The organism is Oceaniradius stylonematis (genome assembly GCF_965223445.1).
Classification (GTDB): domain Bacteria; phylum Pseudomonadota; class Alphaproteobacteria; order Rhizobiales; family Rhizobiaceae; genus Roseitalea; species Roseitalea stylonematis.
Genome location: NZ_OZ244994.1, coordinates 2,861,256 through 2,880,314 on the forward strand (window position 1 = coordinate 2,861,256; position 19,059 = coordinate 2,880,314).

Annotated in this window: 22 protein-coding genes; 13 read left to right on the forward strand and 9 right to left on the reverse strand. The window is 64.9% G+C overall.

Annotated features, from left to right (window positions below; all coding sequences use genetic code 11):
* Positions 1–2 precede the first annotated feature (2 nt).
* The 4 genes from ispH to ACOQOU_RS14150 are packed head-to-tail and all read left to right on the forward strand — an operon-like array spanning position 3 to position 2,697.
* Positions 3–1,016 carry a 4-hydroxy-3-methylbut-2-enyl diphosphate reductase gene (gene ispH, locus ACOQOU_RS14135; protein ID WP_306025348.1) on the forward strand — a complete coding sequence of 338 codons (1,014 nt, stop codon included), beginning with the start codon at positions 3–5 and terminating at the stop codon, positions 1,014–1,016.
* A gap of 12 nt (positions 1,017–1,028) precedes the next feature.
* Positions 1,029–2,012, forward strand: a complete 984-nt coding sequence (locus ACOQOU_RS14140; RefSeq protein WP_306025349.1) for a homoserine kinase — start codon at positions 1,029–1,031, stop codon at positions 2,010–2,012.
* A gap of 3 nt (positions 2,013–2,015) precedes the next feature.
* Positions 2,016–2,510 carry a ribonuclease HI gene (gene rnhA / locus ACOQOU_RS14145; RefSeq protein ID WP_109766652.1) on the forward strand — a complete coding sequence of 165 codons (495 nt, stop codon included), beginning with the start codon at positions 2,016–2,018 and terminating at the stop codon, positions 2,508–2,510.
* Positions 2,494–2,697 (forward strand): hypothetical protein, encoded by a 204-nt coding sequence (locus ACOQOU_RS14150; RefSeq protein ID WP_109766653.1) that lies wholly within the window; start codon positions 2,494–2,496, stop codon positions 2,695–2,697. The genes rnhA and ACOQOU_RS14150 overlap by 17 nt, the downstream gene beginning before the upstream one ends.
* Positions 2,698–2,716: 19 nt before the next feature.
* On the opposite strand, the gene ACOQOU_RS14155 is transcribed toward ACOQOU_RS14150, so the two are convergent.
* Both ACOQOU_RS14155 and ACOQOU_RS14160 read right to left on the reverse strand, forming a co-directional pair.
* The gene (locus ACOQOU_RS14155; RefSeq protein ID WP_306025350.1) at positions 2,717–3,205 is read right to left on the reverse strand and encodes a peroxiredoxin; all 489 of its coding nucleotides are present in this window, start codon (positions 3,203–3,205) and stop codon (positions 2,717–2,719) included.
* Between the two features lie 111 nt (positions 3,206–3,316).
* Entirely contained in the window at positions 3,317–4,195 is an 879-nt protein-coding gene (locus tag ACOQOU_RS14160; protein WP_306025351.1) for a protein-disulfide reductase DsbD domain-containing protein, read from the reverse strand.
* A 112-nt stretch (positions 4,196–4,307) separates the two neighbouring features.
* Between ACOQOU_RS14160 and ACOQOU_RS14165 the strand changes: the two genes are divergently transcribed.
* A complete protein-coding gene (locus tag ACOQOU_RS14165) occupies positions 4,308–4,916 on the forward strand; it encodes a YqgE/AlgH family protein (protein WP_109766694.1) in 609 nt (202 codons plus the stop codon).
* 3 nt (positions 4,917–4,919) lie between these two features.
* On the opposite strand, the gene ACOQOU_RS14170 is transcribed toward ACOQOU_RS14165, so the two are convergent.
* From ACOQOU_RS14170 to thrC, 4 genes are all read right to left on the reverse strand, one after another.
* Complete coding sequence (locus tag ACOQOU_RS14170; RefSeq protein ID WP_109766695.1) at positions 4,920–7,790, reverse strand: putative bifunctional diguanylate cyclase/phosphodiesterase; 2,871 nt, start codon at positions 7,788–7,790, stop codon at positions 4,920–4,922.
* Positions 7,791–7,869: 79 nt separating this feature from the next.
* Complete coding sequence (locus tag ACOQOU_RS14175; RefSeq protein WP_109766656.1) at positions 7,870–8,478, reverse strand: GNAT family N-acetyltransferase; 609 nt, start codon at positions 8,476–8,478, stop codon at positions 7,870–7,872.
* Positions 8,479–8,507: 29 nt separating this feature from the next.
* Complete coding sequence (locus ACOQOU_RS14180) at positions 8,508–9,821, reverse strand: M16 family metallopeptidase (RefSeq protein WP_306025352.1); 1,314 nt, start codon at positions 9,819–9,821, stop codon at positions 8,508–8,510.
* A gap of 31 nt (positions 9,822–9,852) precedes the next feature.
* The gene (gene thrC / locus ACOQOU_RS14185) at positions 9,853–11,268 is read right to left on the reverse strand and encodes a threonine synthase (RefSeq protein WP_306025353.1); all 1,416 of its coding nucleotides are present in this window, start codon (positions 11,266–11,268) and stop codon (positions 9,853–9,855) included.
* Positions 11,269–11,481: 213 nt separating this feature from the next.
* Between thrC and ACOQOU_RS14190 the strand changes: the two genes are divergently transcribed.
* Positions 11,482–12,060: a hypothetical protein gene (locus ACOQOU_RS14190; protein ID WP_109766697.1), complete on the forward strand. Its 579-nt coding sequence runs from the start codon at positions 11,482–11,484 to the stop codon at positions 12,058–12,060.
* A 112-nt stretch (positions 12,061–12,172) separates the two neighbouring features.
* Positions 12,173–13,318, forward strand: coding sequence for a site-specific DNA-methyltransferase (locus ACOQOU_RS14195; protein WP_306025354.1), 1,146 nt, complete (start codon positions 12,173–12,175; stop codon positions 13,316–13,318).
* A 22-nt stretch (positions 13,319–13,340) separates the two neighbouring features.
* Here the strand turns inward: ACOQOU_RS14195 and ACOQOU_RS14200 are convergent, their stop codons facing one another.
* Entirely contained in the window at positions 13,341–13,955 is a 615-nt protein-coding gene (locus ACOQOU_RS14200) for an HAD family hydrolase (protein ID WP_306025355.1), read from the reverse strand.
* A 14-nt stretch (positions 13,956–13,969) separates the two neighbouring features.
* Positions 13,970–15,040 (reverse strand): A/G-specific adenine glycosylase, encoded by a 1,071-nt coding sequence (gene mutY / locus ACOQOU_RS14205; protein WP_306025356.1) that lies wholly within the window; start codon positions 15,038–15,040, stop codon positions 13,970–13,972.
* 86 nt (positions 15,041–15,126) lie between these two features.
* Between mutY and ACOQOU_RS14210 the strand changes: the two genes are divergently transcribed.
* The 6 genes from ACOQOU_RS14210 (at position 15,127) to ACOQOU_RS14235 (ending at position 18,206) form a co-directional block, all read left to right on the forward strand.
* Positions 15,127–15,603 carry a DUF721 domain-containing protein gene (locus tag ACOQOU_RS14210; RefSeq protein ID WP_306025357.1) on the forward strand — a complete coding sequence of 159 codons (477 nt, stop codon included), beginning with the start codon at positions 15,127–15,129 and terminating at the stop codon, positions 15,601–15,603.
* Positions 15,604–15,700: 97 nt separating this feature from the next.
* Positions 15,701–16,063, forward strand: a complete 363-nt coding sequence (locus ACOQOU_RS14215; protein ID WP_306025358.1) for a thiol-disulfide oxidoreductase DCC family protein — start codon at positions 15,701–15,703, stop codon at positions 16,061–16,063.
* A 9-nt stretch (positions 16,064–16,072) separates the two neighbouring features.
* Complete coding sequence (locus ACOQOU_RS14220; RefSeq protein WP_306025359.1) at positions 16,073–16,531, forward strand: YcgN family cysteine cluster protein; 459 nt, start codon at positions 16,073–16,075, stop codon at positions 16,529–16,531.
* Positions 16,532–16,598: 67 nt separating this feature from the next.
* Positions 16,599–17,006, forward strand: coding sequence for a ketosteroid isomerase-related protein (locus tag ACOQOU_RS14225; RefSeq protein ID WP_306025360.1), 408 nt, complete (start codon positions 16,599–16,601; stop codon positions 17,004–17,006).
* Positions 17,003–17,599 (forward strand): GNAT family N-acetyltransferase, encoded by a 597-nt coding sequence (locus ACOQOU_RS14230; RefSeq protein WP_306025361.1) that lies wholly within the window; start codon positions 17,003–17,005, stop codon positions 17,597–17,599. Before ACOQOU_RS14225 ends, ACOQOU_RS14230 begins: the two co-directional genes overlap by 4 nt.
* A 100-nt stretch (positions 17,600–17,699) precedes the next feature.
* Positions 17,700–18,206 carry a YHS domain-containing (seleno)protein gene (locus ACOQOU_RS14235; RefSeq protein ID WP_306025362.1) on the forward strand — a complete coding sequence of 169 codons (507 nt, stop codon included), beginning with the start codon at positions 17,700–17,702 and terminating at the stop codon, positions 18,204–18,206.
* 15 nt (positions 18,207–18,221) lie between these two features.
* Here ACOQOU_RS14235 and ACOQOU_RS14240 read toward each other — a convergent pair whose 3' ends face one another.
* Positions 18,222–18,971, reverse strand: coding sequence for an SIMPL domain-containing protein (locus tag ACOQOU_RS14240; protein WP_420578736.1), 750 nt, complete (start codon positions 18,969–18,971; stop codon positions 18,222–18,224).
* Positions 18,972–19,059 lie beyond the last annotated feature (88 nt).

Consider the following 19,059-nt stretch of genomic DNA (forward strand, 5'->3'; position numbering starts at 1 on the left):
TCATGAACGTCCACGCCACCAAGCCGCCGCTGACGATCCGCCTGTGCGAGCCGCGCGGCTTCTGCGCCGGCGTCGATCGGGCGATCCAGATCGTCGTGCTGGCGCTGAAAAAGTATGGCGCGCCGGTCTATGTGCGCCACGAGATCGTGCACAACAAGTTCGTCGTCGAGGCGCTGCGCGAGCGCGGCGCGGTGTTCGTCAAGGAGCTTGGCGACATTCCGGCCGAACATGTCGATCGGCCGGTGGTCTTCTCCGCCCATGGCGTCCCCAAATCGGTGCCCGCCGATGCCGAGGCGCGAAACCTTCTCTATCTCGACGCCACATGCCCGCTCGTCTCCAAGGTGCACAAACAGGCGATGCGCCATCAGCGTCTGGGCCGACACGTTCTTCTGGTCGGCCATGCCGGTCATCCCGAGGTGATCGGCACGATGGGGCAATTGCCCGAGGGTGCCGTGACCCTGGTCGAGACCGTCGAGCAGGTGGCTGACCTGACGGTACCTGACGAAGACAAACTCGGCTTCGTCACCCAGACGACCCTGTCGGTCGACGACACCGCCGATGTCATCGCTGCCCTGCAGGCCCGGTTCCCGGCACTGACCGCCCCGTCGTCCGAGAGCATCTGTTACGCGACCACCAACCGCCAGGAAGCGGTCAAGAAGGCGGCGCCGGGCACGGAGGTCTTTCTGATCGTGGGCGCGCCGAACTCGTCCAACTCGATGCGGCTGGTCGAAGTCGCCAAACGCCACGGCGCGCGTGATTCGATGCTGGTTCAGCGCGCCGCCGATATCGACTGGCGGCGCATCGGCGATGCCGCGACGATCGGCATGTCCGCCGGCGCCTCCGCTCCGGAGATCGTCGTCGAGGAGATCATCGACGCTCTGCGCGAACGCCGCAATGTCACCGTCGACATCGCCCTGACCGCCGAGGAGAACGAGCTGTTCCCGGTGATGCGGTCGTTGCGCGACACGCCGCTGACCGGGCAAGATATGGCGTTCCTCAACGGCTCATCCAGCTGACGGAACAGCGCTTTGGCGGTCTATACCGATATCTCAGAGGACGAACTGCGCGATTTCATCGCCCCTTACGGGGTCGGCGAACTCAAATCCTACAAGGGCATCGCCGAAGGCGTCGAGAACTCCAACTTCCTCGTCCACGCCGGCGACGATACTTTCATCCTCACGCTCTACGAGAAGCGCGTCGACCCGGCCGACTTGCCGTTCTTTCTCGGCCTTATGGAGCATCTGGCAACGCACGACATTTCCTGCCCGCTGCCGGTCAAGCGCGGCGACGGCACCGTTCTGGGCGAACTGGCCGGCCGGCCAGCCGCCATGGTGACGTTTCTGGAAGGTGTCTGGATGCGACGTCCGTCCGCGACCCATTGCGCCGGCGTCGGCACGGGTATGGCGCGAATGCATCTGGCCGGCGCGGATTTCGCCATGCAGCGGCGCAACGGCCTGACCGTCGAGGACTGGCGCCCGCTCTGGCAGCAGTGCCTCAAGGCCCATCCGGGCATGGATCGCGATCTCGCCCAGGAGACCGAAGCCCTGCTGGTCACGCTGGAGGAGCAATGGCCGCGCGACCTGCCGCAGGGCACGATCCATGCGGATCTGTTTCCCGACAATGTGTTCTTTCTGGGCGACGAACTGTCCGGCTTCATCGACTTCTATTTCGCCTGCACCGACGCGCTCGCCTATGATGTCGCGGTCGCGCTCAATGCCTGGTGCTTCGAGCGCGACCATTCCTTCAACATCACCAAGGGCAAGGCGCTGCTTGACGCCTATGACGGCGTCAGGCCGCTGACCGATCCGGAGATCGAAGCGCTGCCCGTGCTCGCCGCCGGCGCCTCCCTGCGCTTCATGCTCACCCGCCTTTATGATTGGGTCACGACGCCGGAAGGCTCGCTTGTGGTCAAGAAGGACCCGCAGGAATACATACGCAAGATGCGGTTCCATCGGACCATCGGCTCGGCACGCGAATATGGTCTTGATCTGCACGCCCGCAAAAGTGCGTAAGCAATGACTGACGCAAAGCGTATCACCATCCACACCGATGGCGCCTGCTCGGGCAATCCGGGGCCGGGCGGCTGGGGCGCAATCCTCGAATGGAACGGCAGCCGCAAGGAGCTGTCGGGCGGTGAGGCGCGGACCACCAACAACCGCATGGAACTGATGGCTGCGATCGAGGCGCTCGGCGCGCTCAAGGGCGGCCCGCATGCCGTCGATCTCTATACCGATTCCTCCTACGTCAAGGATGGCATCTCGGGATGGATCCATGGCTGGAAGAGAAATGGCTGGAAGACGGCCGCCAAGAAGCCGGTCAAGAACGCCGAACTGTGGCAGGCGCTCGATGCGGCAACCCAGCGCCATGATGTAACCTGGCATTGGCTCAAGGGCCATGCCGGCCACGAAGAGAACGAACGCGCGGACGAGTTGGCCCGCGGCGCCATGGCGCCTTTCAAGAAGAGCGTTGGCGAAAAAGGGCAGGGAGGCGACATTGACGAACGGCAATGACGGGCATGGGACGCCGGCGCAGCGCTATGCGGCCTACGCCGTCATCGGCGCGGTGATCGGTGCGGTCGTGGTGTGGTTTGTCGCCGATGCGGTCTCGTTCGCCACGCTCGGCTCGGGCCTGATCGGGGGCGCGGTGGCCGGCACTGTCGCCGGCTTTGTCCGGTCCCGCGCGGGGCTCGACCAATGAGCGTTGGCTGGTTGTCAGCCTAGCCGAGCTGACCCAGCATCGCCGCCGCACCGGACTTCTCCGCTTCGCCGGGACTGTCTTCGACGTTCAGGCTGGTCACCGTTCCGTCCTTGACCAGCATCGAGTAGCGCTTCGAGCGAACGCCGAGACCGGCGACCGAAAGGTCGATGTCCATGCCGATCGCCTTGGTGAAGGCGCCGTCCCAATCGGCCAGGAACCGGATCTTGCCCATTCCGCCGGTCTGCTCGGCCCAGGCGGCCATGACAAACGGATCGTTGATCGCCAGAACCGCGATTTCATCGACACCCTTTGCGAGGATTTCGTCGCGATTGTCGAGATAGCCCGGCAGGTGGGTCAGCGTGCACGTCCCCGTGAACGCGCCGGGCACTGCGAACAGGACGACCGTCTTGCCATCGAAGATCGAGGCGCTGTCGATATCGGCCGGTCCGTCCTCGGTGATTGTCTTGAGCGTCATCGCGGGCAGTTTCGCGCCGGTTTCGATCGTCATCGGGTCATCCCTTCCCAACAGGTTGTATCATCAGCGACATAAGCGCCTTGGCGCGGAGGAAAAGACCGCATCCCAAAGAAATTCCGGCTCGGCGGTGTCCGCCATCACCCGTCAGCCAAGTTCCAGTGAAACGCGCGTTTCGATGCGGACGCTGCCGCCATCGACCGTGACGATCGCATCGACGGTTCGCGGTGCTTCCGGCGCATTGACCGGCTCAATCGCGAAGACCGTCTTGCCATTTTCGGACGACAGGATTTCGGGCGGCTTGAACTGCGTGCCATCGGGCGCGTGAACGAAAAGTTGCGGGATCGTGTCGGGGTCGGCCATGTTGACGACGGTCACGCGCGCCCGTCCATCCTCCATATGTCCGTTTGGCGCGACGGTCAGGCCCGCGGCTTCCGGCGGCGGCAGCGCCGCATGGGCCTGTTCAACCCGCATCGCCGCCAGGGTGCTGCCGGTGGCGTGGCCGATCGGCATCGAGAACCGTGTCTGGACGGGGATGCAGATGTCCTCACAAATTCCCAGAAAGACGTTTGCGACAAGTTCCGCCTCGCCATTGGCCGTGCGCGCCATGGTGAAGGGCAGGGAGACCGGCCGGTCATAGCCGGCAAAGTCCCCGTAGGGATTGTTGATCCAGACCGGTACCGGATAGTGCAGTTCGGCGTCCGCCACGCCCTTGCTGCCGGCGAGGTCGATCTGCGGGGGAATGCCCGATGCGCCCGGATCGCGCCAATAGGTCTTCCAGCCTTCTTCAAGGCGGACTTCCAGCATTCCGCGGATTTCCGTATCGGTCGAGTCCGGCGGCGCGACGACGACCCGTACCGCGCCACCGACCGTTTCATACCACTCGGTCGATTGTGCGGCGCCGTCCCGGCCCGCCATCGCGATCAGGGTGATGGTGGCCGCCACTATCGCCGGAATGGGTCGTTCGATCGCAAGCATGGCGCCGGTATGGCCGTGCCGCGCCGGCCGATCAAGCAGCGCTGCCACGTCGCCCGTCATAAGTTCGTGATCGCACCGGCGCTGCCGTGGTGGCGGGAAGTGGCGGACAATTGCACCCGGTAGGGCTTCTCATTTGGCCGGTGCCTGTTACGCTGATGCCATGGAGACGCTCAGAAAGCGCGGCATCGGCAGCGGAAATGGCCAATTCGAGGGCCGTTTCCTTGTGGCGATGCCCGGCATGAATGCCTCGATCTTCGCCGAATCGGTGGTGTATCTGTGCGCCCACAGCGATGAGGGCGCCATGGGCTTTGTGCTCAACAAGCCCGCCGACATGACGCTCGCCGAACTGATCGGCCACACCGAATTCGGCAAGACGACCGTGCTCGACAAAGCGCAGATCAACGATGCCGCAGGCCCGGTACGGATCGGCGGTCCGGTCGATGAGCATCGCGGGTTCGTCCTGCATTCACACGATTATGCGATCGATACGACGATCCCGCTGTCCGACGCCATCTGCCTGACGTCGACGGTCGACATCCTCAAATCGATCGTCGCCGGCGCCGGTCCCGCGCAGGCGGCGATCGCGCTGGGCTATGCGGGCTGGGGCGCCGGGCAACTCGAGCAGGAAATCCGCGACAATGCCTGGCTGACTGCAGACGCCGATCCCGACATCGTGTTCGCGCACGACCATGACGACAAATATCCCGCCATGATCAGTCGCATGGGCATCGGCGCCGCAAACTTCATCCCCGAGGGCGGCCGGGCCTGAACACTACTCCGCCGCCTGTTCCTCGCGGGCCACGATCGGGTTGCGCTGCGCGATCAGGGTGGCGGCATCTTCCGGCGTGAGCGGCTGGCCGGTGATGAAGCCCTGCAGATAGTCCGCACCCATCTCCGCCAGGACCGACCGGTCATCCTCGTCCTCGACCCCCTCGGCGACGACCGAAAGTCCGAGCGCATGGGCCATGTCGATGATCGATCGCAGCAGCGCATCGCGTCCCGATGAAATGGGCCGCATGAACGATCGGTCGATCTTCAGGACATCGAACGGAAAGCGCGACAGGTAGGACAGCGACGAATAGCCGGTTCCGAAATCGTCGAGCGCCAGCTTGACGCCCAGCGCCTTGACCCGCTCCAGAACCCGGACATTCTGCTCGGGGTTCTGCATCAGCGAGGTCTCGGTGATCTCGATGCGCAGCGTGTGCGTGCGCTGGGGATGGCGCGCCAGAATGCCTGAGACGAGATTGGTGAAGTCGCGCCGCACCAGTTGCTGCGCCGACACGTTGACCGACACGAAGACGGGCATCTCGGGCAGCGCGGTCTCCCATTCCATCAACTGCGCGGCGGCCATCTCCAGCGCATGGGCACCCAGCTCGCCGATCAGCTCGGACCGCTCGGCGATCGCAATGAACTCGGTCGGCGGAACATCGCCGCGCCTGGGATGATGCCAGCGCATCAGTGCCTCGAAGCCGGCAATGTCGCCGGTCTTGGCGGCGATGATCGGCTGATAGACAAGCGAAATCTGGTCGCGCTCGATGGCCCGGTGCAGATCGGCCTCGATCTGGACGATGTTGGAACCGCCGTCACGGAAGGCGGGGCGGAACGGTTCGACCCGGTCGCCGCCGAAGCGCTTGGCCTGGTGCAGCGCCAGTTCGGTGTCCTTGAACAGTTCCTCGCCGCGTTTGCATTCGGGCGACCATGTCGCGAGCCCGACCGACGGCGTCAGCACGATCTCGCGCTCGGCGAAGCTGATCGGCGTCTTGATGGTCTTCTTGACCGCTTCGGCGAAGGCGGCGATGCCGCCGGGCTCGGATTCGGAGACCAGAACGATCCCGAACTGGTCGCCGCCGATCCGCGCCAGCGTGTCCTGCGGGCGCAACTGCCGCTTCAGCCGCCGGGCCACGGTGATCAGCAGCGTGTCGCCGGCATTGATGCCGACGCTTTCGTTGACCTCCTTGAACCGGTCGATGTCCACGATGAAGACCGTCGGTCGGACGGGTCCGTCGGGTGCAGCAAGTGCCACCGCCGTGCGGATCCGGTCGAAGAACAGTTCGCGGTTCGGAAGCCCGGTTAGATTGTCGTGGACTGCGTCGTGCAGAAGGCGTTCCTCGGCGCGCTTTTGCGCGCTGACATCGGTAGCGGTGCCGATGCAGCGAATGACCGATCCGTCCGCGCCGATCACCGGGCGCGCGGAGACCGCATACCAGGCGTGCTGGGTTTCACCGGTGCGCATGCGCAGGACCAGATCGATCTTGCCGCGCCGGCGTTCGACAACGGCATCCAGAGCCGCCCGGAAGGTCTCCCGGTCGTCGGGGTGGACGTGTTTGAGCCAGTTCTTGGCCGGCCCCTGCAAGGCGGTCGGGCCGAGACCGAGCAGCACGCCCAGATTGGGCGTCGTCGTCAGCCGGTCGCGGCCCACATCCCAATCCCAGACGATGCCGCCCGAGCCGGTGACGGCCAGCGCCTGCAATTCGACATTGGAGAACAGGTTCTCGTGGAACGCGCCGCCCGAAAAGGCGCTTTGCAGAATGGTGAAGCCGATCAGCAGGACGACCAGCACCAGACCGCCTGCGAGCGCTGGCTGGATGATGTCATTGTCGACCTGACCGGTGATCGTCATCCATCCTGCGGCCACCCATGCAAGCAGCAGCGCCCAGGCCGGAATCAGCATGATCGCCTTGTCGAAGCCGCGCAGGCTCAAGATGATGATCAGCGCCAGGCCGAACGCCGCAGTCGCCGCAAGCGCGATCCGCGCGACGCCTGCGGCAACAGAGGGATCGTAGGTGACCAGCGCGCCCAGAACGACGATGCCGAGCAGCCAGAAAAGCGCGCCCCAGCGCATCCGGTCGCTCCACCGGTCAAGGCTCAGATGGGTGAACAGAAACAGCCCCAGCGTCGCCACGACGGCGATCTCCGACGTCGCGCGCCAGGTGCGTATCGCCGCCGTGTCGAGGACGCCGAACTGGCTGATGAAGCCGAAATCGATGGATACATAGGCGAGCACCGACCAGGCGAGGGCCGCTGCTGCCGGGAATGTTGCGGTGCCGCGCACGACGAACAGGATCGACAGGAACAGCGCCAAAAGGCCCGCGATGCCCAGAACGATGCCATGGTAGAGCGTGTAGGAATTGACGATGTCCTTGTAGGCGTCTTCTTCCCAAAGATAGAGCTGCGGCAGGGTGGGCGAGGCCAGTTCGGCAACCAGCGTGATCACCGCGCCCGGATCGAGCGTGATCGCGAAGATGTCCGCATGCGGATCGTCGATCCGGTCGAGCGAAAAACCCGAACTGGGCGTCAAGGCAACGATGCGCTGCGCCCCCAGATCGGGCCAGAAAAGGCCGGAACTGACCAGTCGGAACCGCGGCGCCACCAGAAGCCGGTCGAGTTGCACGTCGCTGGTGTTGGTGAGCACCAGCACGGCCCAGTCGCCCGCCGTGTCCGCGTTGGAGGCCTGGACCTCGATGGTCCGCACGATGCCCTCCGCGTCCGGTGCCGTTGACACGCGGAACGCGTTGCCGCGGTCGCGATAGATCGTCACCGCGCCGGTCAGGTCGAGCGCGGTGTCGTCGCGGCCGATCGAGATCGGCTCGTTGGACTGGGCATGCGCCGGCATGGCGGCCAGCAGCACGGCCAGGACGGCCATCAGCAGAAGCGTTGCCAGCACGCCAAACGACCGGGCCGGTCGGCGGGAAGAAAAGTCGATGGGCAAGTGCAAATGCACCTCAGATATCCGTCCGGTCGAGGCGCGCCGCGTCCAGATGCATCGGGTTGATGCGCGCGTAAAGGACATGGTCGCGCCAGCGGCCGTTGATTTTAAGATAGGCGCGCAGCACGCCTTCGCGTTGAAATCCGTTCTTCTCCAGAAGCCGGATCGACTTGCTGTTGCCCGGAATGCAGGCAGCTTCAAGGCGATGCAGCCCGGTTCGCGCAAACGCATATTCGCACACCAGCGCCACCGCTTCGCTCATGAAGCCACGGCCGGCGAACTTTTCGCCGATCCAGTATCCGATCTGGCCGTTCTGCGCGACACCGCGGCGGATGTTTCCCAAAGTAATGCCGCCCAGCAGCGCCTCGTCGCTGTTGCGCACGACGAAGAAGGGAAAGCCCGTGCCGGCGCGTATCTCGCCGGCATAGCGGCGCAGCCGCGCGCGGAAGGCGGGCCGCGTCAGGTCGCCGCGCGGCCAGACCGGCTCCCAGGGCTGCAGGAACTGCGCGCTTTCGGCCCGCAGGGCTGCCCATTGCTCATGATCGGCAAGTTCGGGATGGCGCAGATGCACGGTCCGGCCTTCCATCACCGCGCCGGATGTGCCCCGGCTCGAAAATGCGAACATCGGCCTCCTCCGTTGCCCCGTCTGTGCAGTCAGCCGACCGCCGCGCGCCGATGTTGCGCCGTGCCCTGTTGCGGCGCGCCCGCGGCCAGCCTTGCGCGAATGTCGTCCATGTCCATCAGCGTATCGACCGGCCCCACGGCCGAAACGGTGGGCGCCGATTCAACGAAGATGCGGCCGGCCAGATCGCGCAGGCGCGCCACGGTGAGGTTGTCGAGCCGCAGCAGAAGTTCCTCATTGGGGATCGGACGGCCGAACAGCAGGATCTGCCGCGCGATCTGTCCGGCGCGGCTCGGCGCGCTCTCGCCCGACATCAGCAGGCTGGCGCGGAACTGCGCCCGCGCCCGGTCCAGTTCGCTCTGTTCGATGTCGAAGGCCGCCCGCGACAATTCGCCGATGATCAGTTCGAGGAGCTTGGGCAGGTCGCCCGGCTCGGTGGCCGCATGGACGCCGAAGATGCCGGTGTCGGAAAAGCCCCAATGAAATGCATAGATCGAATAGCAAAGCCCGTGCTTTTCGCGCACTTCCTGAAACAGGCGCGAGGACATGGCCCCGCCCAGCAGCATTGCCAGCACCTGGCTGCAATAATAGTCGCGCACATGATAGGCGCGCCCCTCGAAGCCGAGCACAAGCTGCGTGTCCTGAAGGGGGCGCTGCTCGCGATAGTCGCCGCCCACATAATGCGCCAGGCCAAGCTCGCGGCCCTCGGCCGAGGGCTTCATGGTCGAAAAGCGCTGTTCGGCCATCCGGATGATCTCGTCATGGTCGACGGCACCGGTCGCCGCAATCACCATGCGTTCGCCGCTATATTCGCGATCGACATAGGCACGGATCATGTCCGAGGTGAAAGATGCGATGGTGTCCCGCGTACCAAGGATCGAGCGACCGACCGGCTGGTGACGGAAGGCGGTTTCGGTGAACCTGTCGAAGACGACATCATCGGGCGTGTCGGTCGCCGCGCCCAGTTCCTGCAGGACGACATGCTTTTCGCGTTCCAGTTCGTCCGCGTCAAAGCGGGAGTTCTGCAGGATGTCGGCCAGTACGTCGATCGCCAGCGCCGTGTCCTGACGCAAGACGCGCACGAAGAAGGAGGTTGTCTCGACGCTGGTCGCCGCATTGATGTCGCCGCCGACATTTTCGATGGCTTCGGCCAGGTCGCGCGCGCTGCGCGTCGCCGTGCCCTTGAAGGCCATGTGCTCGAGCATGTGGGCGATGCCGTGCTCATGGTCCTGTTCGTTGCGGGTGCCGGCCTTGAACCATGCGCCCACCGAGACGCTCTCGACATTGTCGAACCGTTGCGTGGCAACGGTGATCCCGTTCTTCAGGACGGTTGTCTGGACTGTCATATACGCGCGCACTCCCGGGGGCCTTGTTGTCTTATCCGGCCCCGACACTTCCTCCGGCGGCCCGGGTGCGGGCCGAAATGTAATCTTCCACCATTTTGAGATCAGATGGAAGTGGCGCGAACCGCTCGCGCCGCCCCATCAGATCGCCCAGCCATGCGGGCAGTTCCGGCCGGATTCCGGCGGCATCTTCCACTGCGTCGGGGAACTTGGCCGGATGGGCCGTCGCCAGCACGATCATCGGCGTTTCGGCCCTGGCGCGGGCCCGCGCAACATGGGTGGCCACTGCCGTGTGCGGGTCGAGCAGATAGCCCGAGGCATCCAGAACATGGGAAATGGTCCGCCCGGCCTCGGTGGTGTCGGCCCGGCCGGCGGCAAAGTCCGTTGCGATCGCCCCATGCACCGCATCGCCGAGCGCGAACTGCCGCGACTGTTTGAGCGTTTCCATCGCGCGGCGCACATAGGCCGCATCGCGTCCCGAGGCTTCGAACAGCAGCCGCTCGAAGTTCGACGATATCTGGATGTCCATCGAAGGCGATGTGGTCTGGACCACATCGCGCATCTCGTATGTGCCGGTGTCGAGCGCGCGGGCGAGAATGTCGTTGTCGTTGGTCGCGATGACCAGCCTGTCGATCGGCAGGCCCATGCGCTTGGCGGCGTAACCGGCGAAGATGTCGCCGAAATTGCCCGTCGGCACGGTGAACGAGACCGGCCTGTCGGGCGCGCCCAGCGAAACCGCCGACGTGAAATAATAGACGATCTGGGCCATGATCCGCGCCCAGTTGATCGAGTTGACGCCCGACAGCCGAACCGCGTCGCGGAAGGCACCGTGGTTGAACATCGCCTTGACGAGATTCTGGCAGTCGTCGAAATTGCCGTCGATCGCCAATGCATGCACGTTGGCGGCATCCGAGCCCGTCATCTGGCGCTGCTGGACCGGCGACACCCGCCCCTCGGGGAAGAGGATGAAGATGTCTGTCCGGTCGCGGCCGGCAAAGGCGTCGATCGCCGCCCCGCCCGTATCGCCCGATGTAGCGCCGACGATCGTCGCCCGCTGGTCCCGTTCGGCCAGCACATGGTCCATCAGCCGGCTGAGAAGCTGCATGGCCACGTCCTTGAACGCCAGCGTCGGACCGTGAAACAGCTCCAGCACGAATTCGTTGGCGCCGGTCTGGACAAGGGGGCAGACCGCTTCGTGCCGGAAGGTCCCATAGGCTTCGGCGACGATGGCCTCGAAGGTTTCCCGCTCGATCTCGCCCTCGACAAACGGCCACATCACCGTGACCGCGGTTTGCGCGAACGATTTGCCGCGCAGCTCCCTGATCGCATCGGGAGACCAGTGCGGCCAGCTTTCGGGCAGGTAGAGCCCGCCATCGGCGGCAAGCCCCGTCAGAACCGCGTCGCGAAAACCCAGATGCGGCGCCTCGCCGCGTGTCGAGATGAATTTCACGGTGCTGTTGCCCTCATCGATGCGCTTTGGCGGCGGTTTGTGTCCGCCCGTCAGCCATTGCACAAAATGCGCGCGAGCCTTATCGGAAATCCGACGGGATCGGAACCCCCGCGGCGACGCGCATCCGCCGCATGGTTGACACGATGTCCCACTAGCCGAATGGTGCGCGCCGCGAGCGCCGACCGCAGGAATTGGAGAGCGAAGATAATGGTGATGGGTATCGGAACATGCAGGGCAGGGCTCGATGGCAAAAGCGCTGTCCGGACGATCCGGTCGCTGGCCGCCATTGGTATGCTGGCCGCGCTGGCCGCCTGCCAGTCGGGCGGCCCGAGCGAAGTGCTCGACGTTTCCAGCAATGACGAGGCCTTCACCGAGGCGGACCTGCGCGCCTATTGTCCGCGCGTGACGCTGCTTGAGGGCACCGCCTATCTGCGCACCTACACAGACGGCAATGAGGGCAATCCCGACGAAGTCGTCCATCAGGCTGTGATCTCGGACGTGACGCGCACCTGCCGCTATCGCAACGGGCAGCTCTTCATGACCGTCGCCGCCGCCGGCCGCGTGGTCAACGGGCCCAAGGGCGCGCCGGGTTCGCTGAACCTGCCCGTGCGTGTTGCCATCCGCGCCGGCGAGAACCTGCCCTATTCGCAGCTTGGCCGCATCGACGTGGCGATGGGCGGCGGAGCGACGCAGTTCATCTTCCGGGACGACCAGATCGTCTTGCCCGAGCCGGAAACCCGCAATCTTCAGGTCATTGTCGGCTTTGACGAGGGTCCCTACGACACACCGTGAGCCGCAGGGCGGCTTTGGCTGCCAACCTTCGGTTAACCATGGTCCTTGACGCGATGTTTACCCTGAGCGGTAACCATGGCGCCCGTTGCTGTTTCTTGAGATCGGGTGCTTCATGTCTCGCGTACACCTGGCCCCTTCGGCCGCCCGCAAGGGCGTCCGTTCCGCCAAGCCGGCCCTTCCCCTGGACGTCATCCTCAAGGGCGATTGCGTCGCCGCGATGGAACAACTGCCCGAAAAATCGGTCGACATGATCTTCGCCGATCCGCCCTACAATCTGCAGCTCGAGGGCGCGCTGCACCGGCCCGACCAGTCCAAGGTCGATGCTTGCGACGATCATTGGGACCAGTTCGGCTCGTTCGCCCATTACGACGCCTTCACCCGCGCCTGGCTTCTGGCCGCGCGCCGTGTGCTCAAGCCGAACGGCACGATCTGGGTGATCGGCTCCTACCACAACATCTTCCGCGTCGGCGCCAGCCTGCAGGATCTGGGCTACTGGATCCTCAACGATGTCGTCTGGCGCAAGACCAACCCGATGCCGAACTTTCGCGGCCGCCGCTTCCAGAACGCGCATGAGACGATGATCTGGGCGAGCCGCGACCAGAAGGCCAAGGGCTACACCTTCAACTATGAGTCCATGAAGGCGGCCAATGACGACGTCCAGATGCGGTCGGACTGGCTGTTTCCCATCTGCAATGGCGGCGAACGGCTGAAGGACGACGACGGCGCCAAGGTCCATCCGACGCAAAAGCCCGAGGCGCTGCTGGCCCGCGTGCTGATGTCGGCATCAAAGCCCGGCGATGTCGTGCTCGATCCCTTTTTTGGCACGGGCACGACTGGCGCAGTTGCCAGGCGGTTGGGCCGCCATTTCATCGGCATCGAGCGCGAGCAGGCCTATATCGATGCGGCGACTGCGCGTATCGATGCGGTCGAACCCCATGACGGCAAGAGCCTGACGCTTGTTGCCGGCAAGCGGGCGCAGCCCCGCGTCGCCTTCCTTTCGCTGATCGAAGCGGGCCTTTTGGAACCGGGCACCGAGCTGACCGACCCGAAACGCCGCTGGACGGCCACGGTTCAGGCCGACGGTTCGCTGTGCGAAGGCGGCGAGCAGGCCTCGATCCACCGCACCGGCGCACGGGTCCAGGGGCTCGACGCCTGCAATGGCTGGACCTTCTGGCACTTCGACGATGCCGGTACCCTCAAGCCCATCGACGCGCTGCGCCAGATCGTTCGCGACCGCATGGCTGCCGCCGGCGGCTGACTTTCGGCAACTGACCTCCAGTTCAATCAGGCCGAAACCCGAAGCGCTGCAGGTCTTCCCGCAGCGCTTCGGCGCTTGTGAAGTGCACGGCGTGCCATCCGAATGCGCGCGCCGCCTCGACGTTCTGTTCGCTGTCGTCGATGAACAGCGTTGCCGCAGGATCGAGATCGAACGTGTCGGTGTGCAGCGCATAGATCGCCGGGTCGGGCTTGATGAGCTGAACTCGCCCGGAGACCGTCACGCCGCGCCCCGATTTCAGGAACGGGTACAGGGTCTGCGCCTCGGCGAACGTGTCGGCTGCGAAGTTGGTCAGGAAGGTGATATCGGTTCCGACCTCGATCAGTTCGACCAGGATGGCAACGCTGCCATCGTAGGCATGCGGCACCATCTCGCGCCAATTCTGCCGGAAGGCGCGGATTTCGCGCGCCCAGTCCGGGTGTGCGGCGATCAGTTCGGCCTCGGCATCGGCCCATGACCGGCCGCGATCCTGTTCGATGTTCCAGGCCGGCGTGCAGACATTGGCCAGAAACCAGCGGCGCTTTTCGTCGTCCGGGATGATGCACTTGAACGGCAGTCCCGGATCGTAATGGATCAGCACCTTGCCGATGTCGAAGACGATGTGTCGAATGGTATGCATGGCGGCGGGTCCCCTCAAAACGCGTCCGGTAAAGCACACGCGATCGCTTTTTTCATGACGGTGGGCAGCGCTTCGCCGGCAAGTTCGGAAGCTGGCGACCACCATTGCCCGTCGCCGGCCCTGTGGTTCGACAGGGCGTGCCAGACTGTTAGATCGAGCGCGAAATGGGTGAAGACATGCCGCACCTGCCCGCATCGGCGCCATTCGGTGCCAGCGACCGGCGCGGCGTCAGAACCGGTTTCGCCGTCGTGGCGCGCGTTCCATCCGGTCGTTGGCACCTGCGTCATGCCGGCCAGAAGCCCGGTTCCGGCCCGTTTTTCGAGCAGCACCGCACCGTCGTCGCGCACCAGGACGAAGGCCGCACCGACACGCAGCGGCTTGTCCTTTTTGGGCGCCTTGACGGGGAAACGTTCCGGGTCGCCCTGATCGAGAGCGGCGCATTCCGACCGCAGCGGACATGGCAGACAAGCCGGCCGCTTGGGCGTGCAGATCGTGGCGCCCAGATCCATCGTCGCCTGCGCGAAATCGCCCGGTCGTTCGGGATCGAGCATCGCCGCCACCTCGGCCTTGATGGCCGGCTTGGCCTTGGTCAGCGGCGTGTCAATCGCTTTGAGGCGCGTGACCACGCGTTCCACATTGCCGTCGACCACGGCGGCCGGAAGGTCGAAGGCGATGGCCGCAATTGCCGCCGACGTATAGTCGCCGATGCCGGGCAAGGCGCGCAATGCGTCGAGATCGGCGGGGAACGCGCCGCCATGGTCGGCCATGATTGCGTCGGCGCATTTCTTCAGGTTGCGCGCCCGCGAATAATAGCCGAGCCCGGCCCAGGCCTTGAGAATGTCTTCCTCGTCCGCCGCCGCAAGCGCGGCGATCGTCGGCCACCGGGCGGTGAAGGCGTAAAAATAGCTTCGTACCGCCGCGACGGTCGTCTGCTGCAGCATGATCTCCGACAGCCAGACCCGGTATGGGTCTGGACGGATACCTTTTGTTCGGTCGCGCGGGCTCACCCGCCAGGGCAGGTCACGAGCGTGATTGTCGTACCAGGCAAGCAGCTTTTTGGCGGGAGCGGAATCGCGGGACGGCATGGCCGCACATAGGCTGCCGTCCACAACAAGGGCAAGATCGATCCTGCATGCTTCAAGCGCGCGGGCAGACCTGATAACGTCGCGCCATGGCCAAATCTGCAGCCAATTTCGTCAACGCCGTCCTCGACCCGGTACTTGCCAAGCGCGCCGGGCTGTCGATTGCGCTGATCGATGCGTGGCCGGAGATCGCCGGCGCGCAGATCGCCGAGACGTCCTGCCCGCTCAAAATCGACTGGCCGCGCCGACGCCATGAAGATGATGCGTTCGAGCCCGGCGTTCTCGTGGTGGCGGCCGAGGCCATGGCCGCGCTTCACATCCAGCACCAGACCGGCGAGATCGTGGGGCGCATCAACGCCTTCATGGGGTTCGACGCGATTTGCCGGGTGAGGCTCGTGCAAAAGCAACTGGCCGAACCGCCCAAGCCCCGCCGCAAGGCGCGGCCGCTGACCGCCGATGAGGCCGAACGCATCGAACGCATGGCGCAGGGCTTTGACGATGAAGGGCTGCGCGATGCGGTGCGCCGGCTGGGATGCAGCGTCCTGTCGGAAAAGTCCGGCACCTAGGCGCGACAGTTCGCACCGATGACAGTGCGGCGCGGCGCACTATCTCGGCATTATGGCTATCATCGATCAGACATCGGGTATTGAAGCGTCGGCCCCCATGCCGGCCATCGACGTTTTCTATGACGGCGGGTGTCCCGTCTGCCGCATCGAAGTCGGCTATTACCGCAGGATCGACCGGGCCGGGGCCGTGCGCTGGATCGACATCGAGTCGTTGACCGATGCGGAATTGCCGGCAGGCAAGACGCGCGACGCGCTGCTCGGACGGTTTCACGTCCGCGATCAGGCCGATGGCGGCTGGCATGTGGGCGTCGATGCCTTTGCGCGCATCTGGCGCGTTTTGCCGGTCTGGCGGCGCTTTGCGTTCGTGTTTTCGGTTCCCGGGCTTCGCCAACTGGCCGAAATCGGCTATCGCGGTTTCCTGCGCTGGCAGCGTTGGCATCGGGCCCGCCGCGCCGGTTGAGGAGAGACCGTGGCCAAAGACGCCCCCCGACCCTTCTGGGAGACCAAGACGCTCACGGAGATGACGGCGCGGGAATGGGAAAGCCTGTGCGATGGCTGCGGCAAATGCTGCATGTCCAAGCTGATCGACGAGGACACCGACGAGATCCTCTACACGACGGTTGCCTGCAGGCTGTTCGACGCCGCCTCGTGCCGCTGCACGGACTATGAGAACCGGCAGGCAAAGGTGGCGGACTGCGTGCGCCTGACGCCCGACAATGTCGGCGAGATCGTCTGGCTTCCGGGCACCTGCGCCTATCGGCTGGTGGCGGAGGGCCGGCCTCTCTACGACTGGCACCCGCTTGTCTCGGGCGATCCGATGAGCGTGCACGAGGCGGGCATTTCCGTTTTCGGCCGGGTGACGGCCCGAGAGCAGGACATGGCCCATGACGGCGAATATCTTGACCATCTGGTCGGCGGGGAACTGTGAGGTCGGCCGTTGCGTTTCGGCTGTGGGCCGATAGGTTCGGCCGGCATAGACATTTGCGGGGGCAGCTTTGAGCCAGAACGAGACACGGGCGCTGATCGAGCGCTACTTCGACGCTTTCAACGCCAGCGACTATGAGTCCATGGCCGATCTGCTGCACGAGGATGTCGCCCACGACATCAATCAGGGCGGCCGCGAGATCGGCCGCGATGCGTTTCGCCGGTTCAACGCGATGATGTCGCGGCATTACCGCGAGACGCTGCGCGACATCGAAATCATGGTCTCCGAAAGCGGCGTGCGCGCCGCCGCCGAATTCACCGTCGACGGCACCTATGTTGCCACTGCCGACGGTCTTCCGCCGGCCAGCGGCCAAGGCTATTCGTTGCCGGCCGGCATTTTCTTCGAGGTCGACGATGGCCGCATCAGCCGCGTGACGACCTACTACAATCACAAGGACTGGATCGCGCAGGTTTCATGACGGATCGGGCGAAGGTCCGTCCGCTGGCGCGGAACGAGATCGTATCGCGTCTGGACGATCTGGCGCGGTTGCGGATCACCGTCTTCCGCGCCTTTCCTTACCTTTATGATGGCGACATGGATTATGAGCGCCGCTACCTCGCCACCTATCTCGAGGCAGATGGCGCCTTCGTTGCCGGCGCATTCGACGGCGACGAACTGGTCGGCGCCGCAACGGCGGCGCCGCTCGGCGAGCACAAGGCCGAATTCGCCGAACCGTTTGCCGCGCGCGGGCTCGATCCGGACGATTTCTTCTATTTCGGCGAATCGGTCCTTCTGGCCGATTATCGCGGCCAGGGCGTCGGCGTCGGATTTTTCGAACTGCGCGAGAGCGAGGCACGGCGGCAGGGCTTCACGAAATGCCTGTTTTCGGCGGTCGTGCGTCCGGCGAACCATCCGCTGCGTCCGGCCGGTTACGTCCCGCTCGACGGCTTCTGGCGCAACCGCGGGTATGTGCGGCTCGACGGCCTGTCCACGGCATATGGCTGGAAGGACATTGGCGAGACCGCCGAAACCGAAAAGCCGATGGAGTATTGGGTCAAGGCGCTCGCCTGATTCACGCAGATGTGTGTTCGCGTCAGAAGATGCGATTTGAACGTGATCGATCGTTTTGACAGTTTGGCGGCAACGCAGGGCTCAACCGATGGAGATCGCCATGACCCGCCATATCGTTCGCGGCAAGGTCAAGACCGCAACCGCCAATCTGGACCGTCGCGCGTTTCTGGCGCTCGGCGCCGGCGCGGTGGCAGCCGCGCTGATCGCGGGGTCTGCCCGCAAGGCCTGGGCAGGCAAGGTCAATCTGGACGGCGGCGCCGCGATCCTGGGGCATGACCCGGTCGCCTATTTCACGCAAGGCGCGGCGGTGATGGGCGATCCCTCCATCACCGCGACCCATGAGGGCGCGACTTATCAGTTTGCCTCAGCCGAAAACCGCGACGCCTTTGCCGCCGATCCCGACCGCTACGCACCGCAATATGGCGGCTATTGCGCCTATGCGGTCGCCAACGGCTACACCGCCAAGATCGACCCCGAAGCCTTCACCGTGGTCGACGACAAGCTCTATCTGAACTTCTCCAAGGGCGTGCGCAGCCGCTGGGAACGCGATATCCCCGGCAACATCACCAAGGGCGACGACAACTGGCCGGGCCTTTCGGCCGGCTGACGTTCTCGACGCGGCCTATTGGGCCAGTTCGAACGTCACATTGACGCTGACGCGGTAGGTGTTTTCGCCTGCCGCGACCGGCACGGGCGCTGCGTCGGCCGCCATCTCCATCATCGCGGCGCGGGCAACCGGCATCGGCCTTGGCTCGGACGACTGCTCGGAGATCGACAGGATGCGGCCGAGCCCGATGCCGGCCGCTTCGGTCAGCGTCTCGGCCTTGCCCATCGCCGCTTTCATCGCCTTGGTCCGCGCCTCGGTGATGGCTGCGGACGGGTCGTCATTGGTGAAGCTGATGCCGCCGCCCTGATTAACGCCCAGCGTCACCGACTGGTCCAGAATGGCGCCGAGCCTGTCGAGATCGCGCACGCGCACGGTGAGCGAGTTCGAGACCTGATAGCCGACGATCCGCGGCGCCGGGCGGATGCCGTCCTTCGGCTCGGGATAGACGTAGCGCGGCTGGATGTTGAAGTTCGATGTCTGCAGGTCACGCTCGGCGATGCCTTCGGCCTGCATGGCCGCCAGCACCTCGGCCATCGCTTCGGTGTTGGCATCGAGCGCTTCGCGCGCCGTGTCCGCTTCGCGCAGAAGCGTCAGCCCGATCACCGCCATGTCCGGCGCAATATCCGCTGTTCCGGTGGCCGATACGGTGATTTGCGGCGTGATGTCGGTGTCGGCCGCGATTGCGTGCCCGGCGGCGGCGGTCAGCGCGGTTGCCGCGAACGCGGCGGCAATGGGTGAGGTGCGAATGGGTTTCAAAGCGATCATCCTTGAGCAGAGGTCCCGTCATCCCGGGCAATGGCCGACAAATGGGCAGACAATATGGTGTGCGCCCGTTTCTCCGACACCGCTTGCC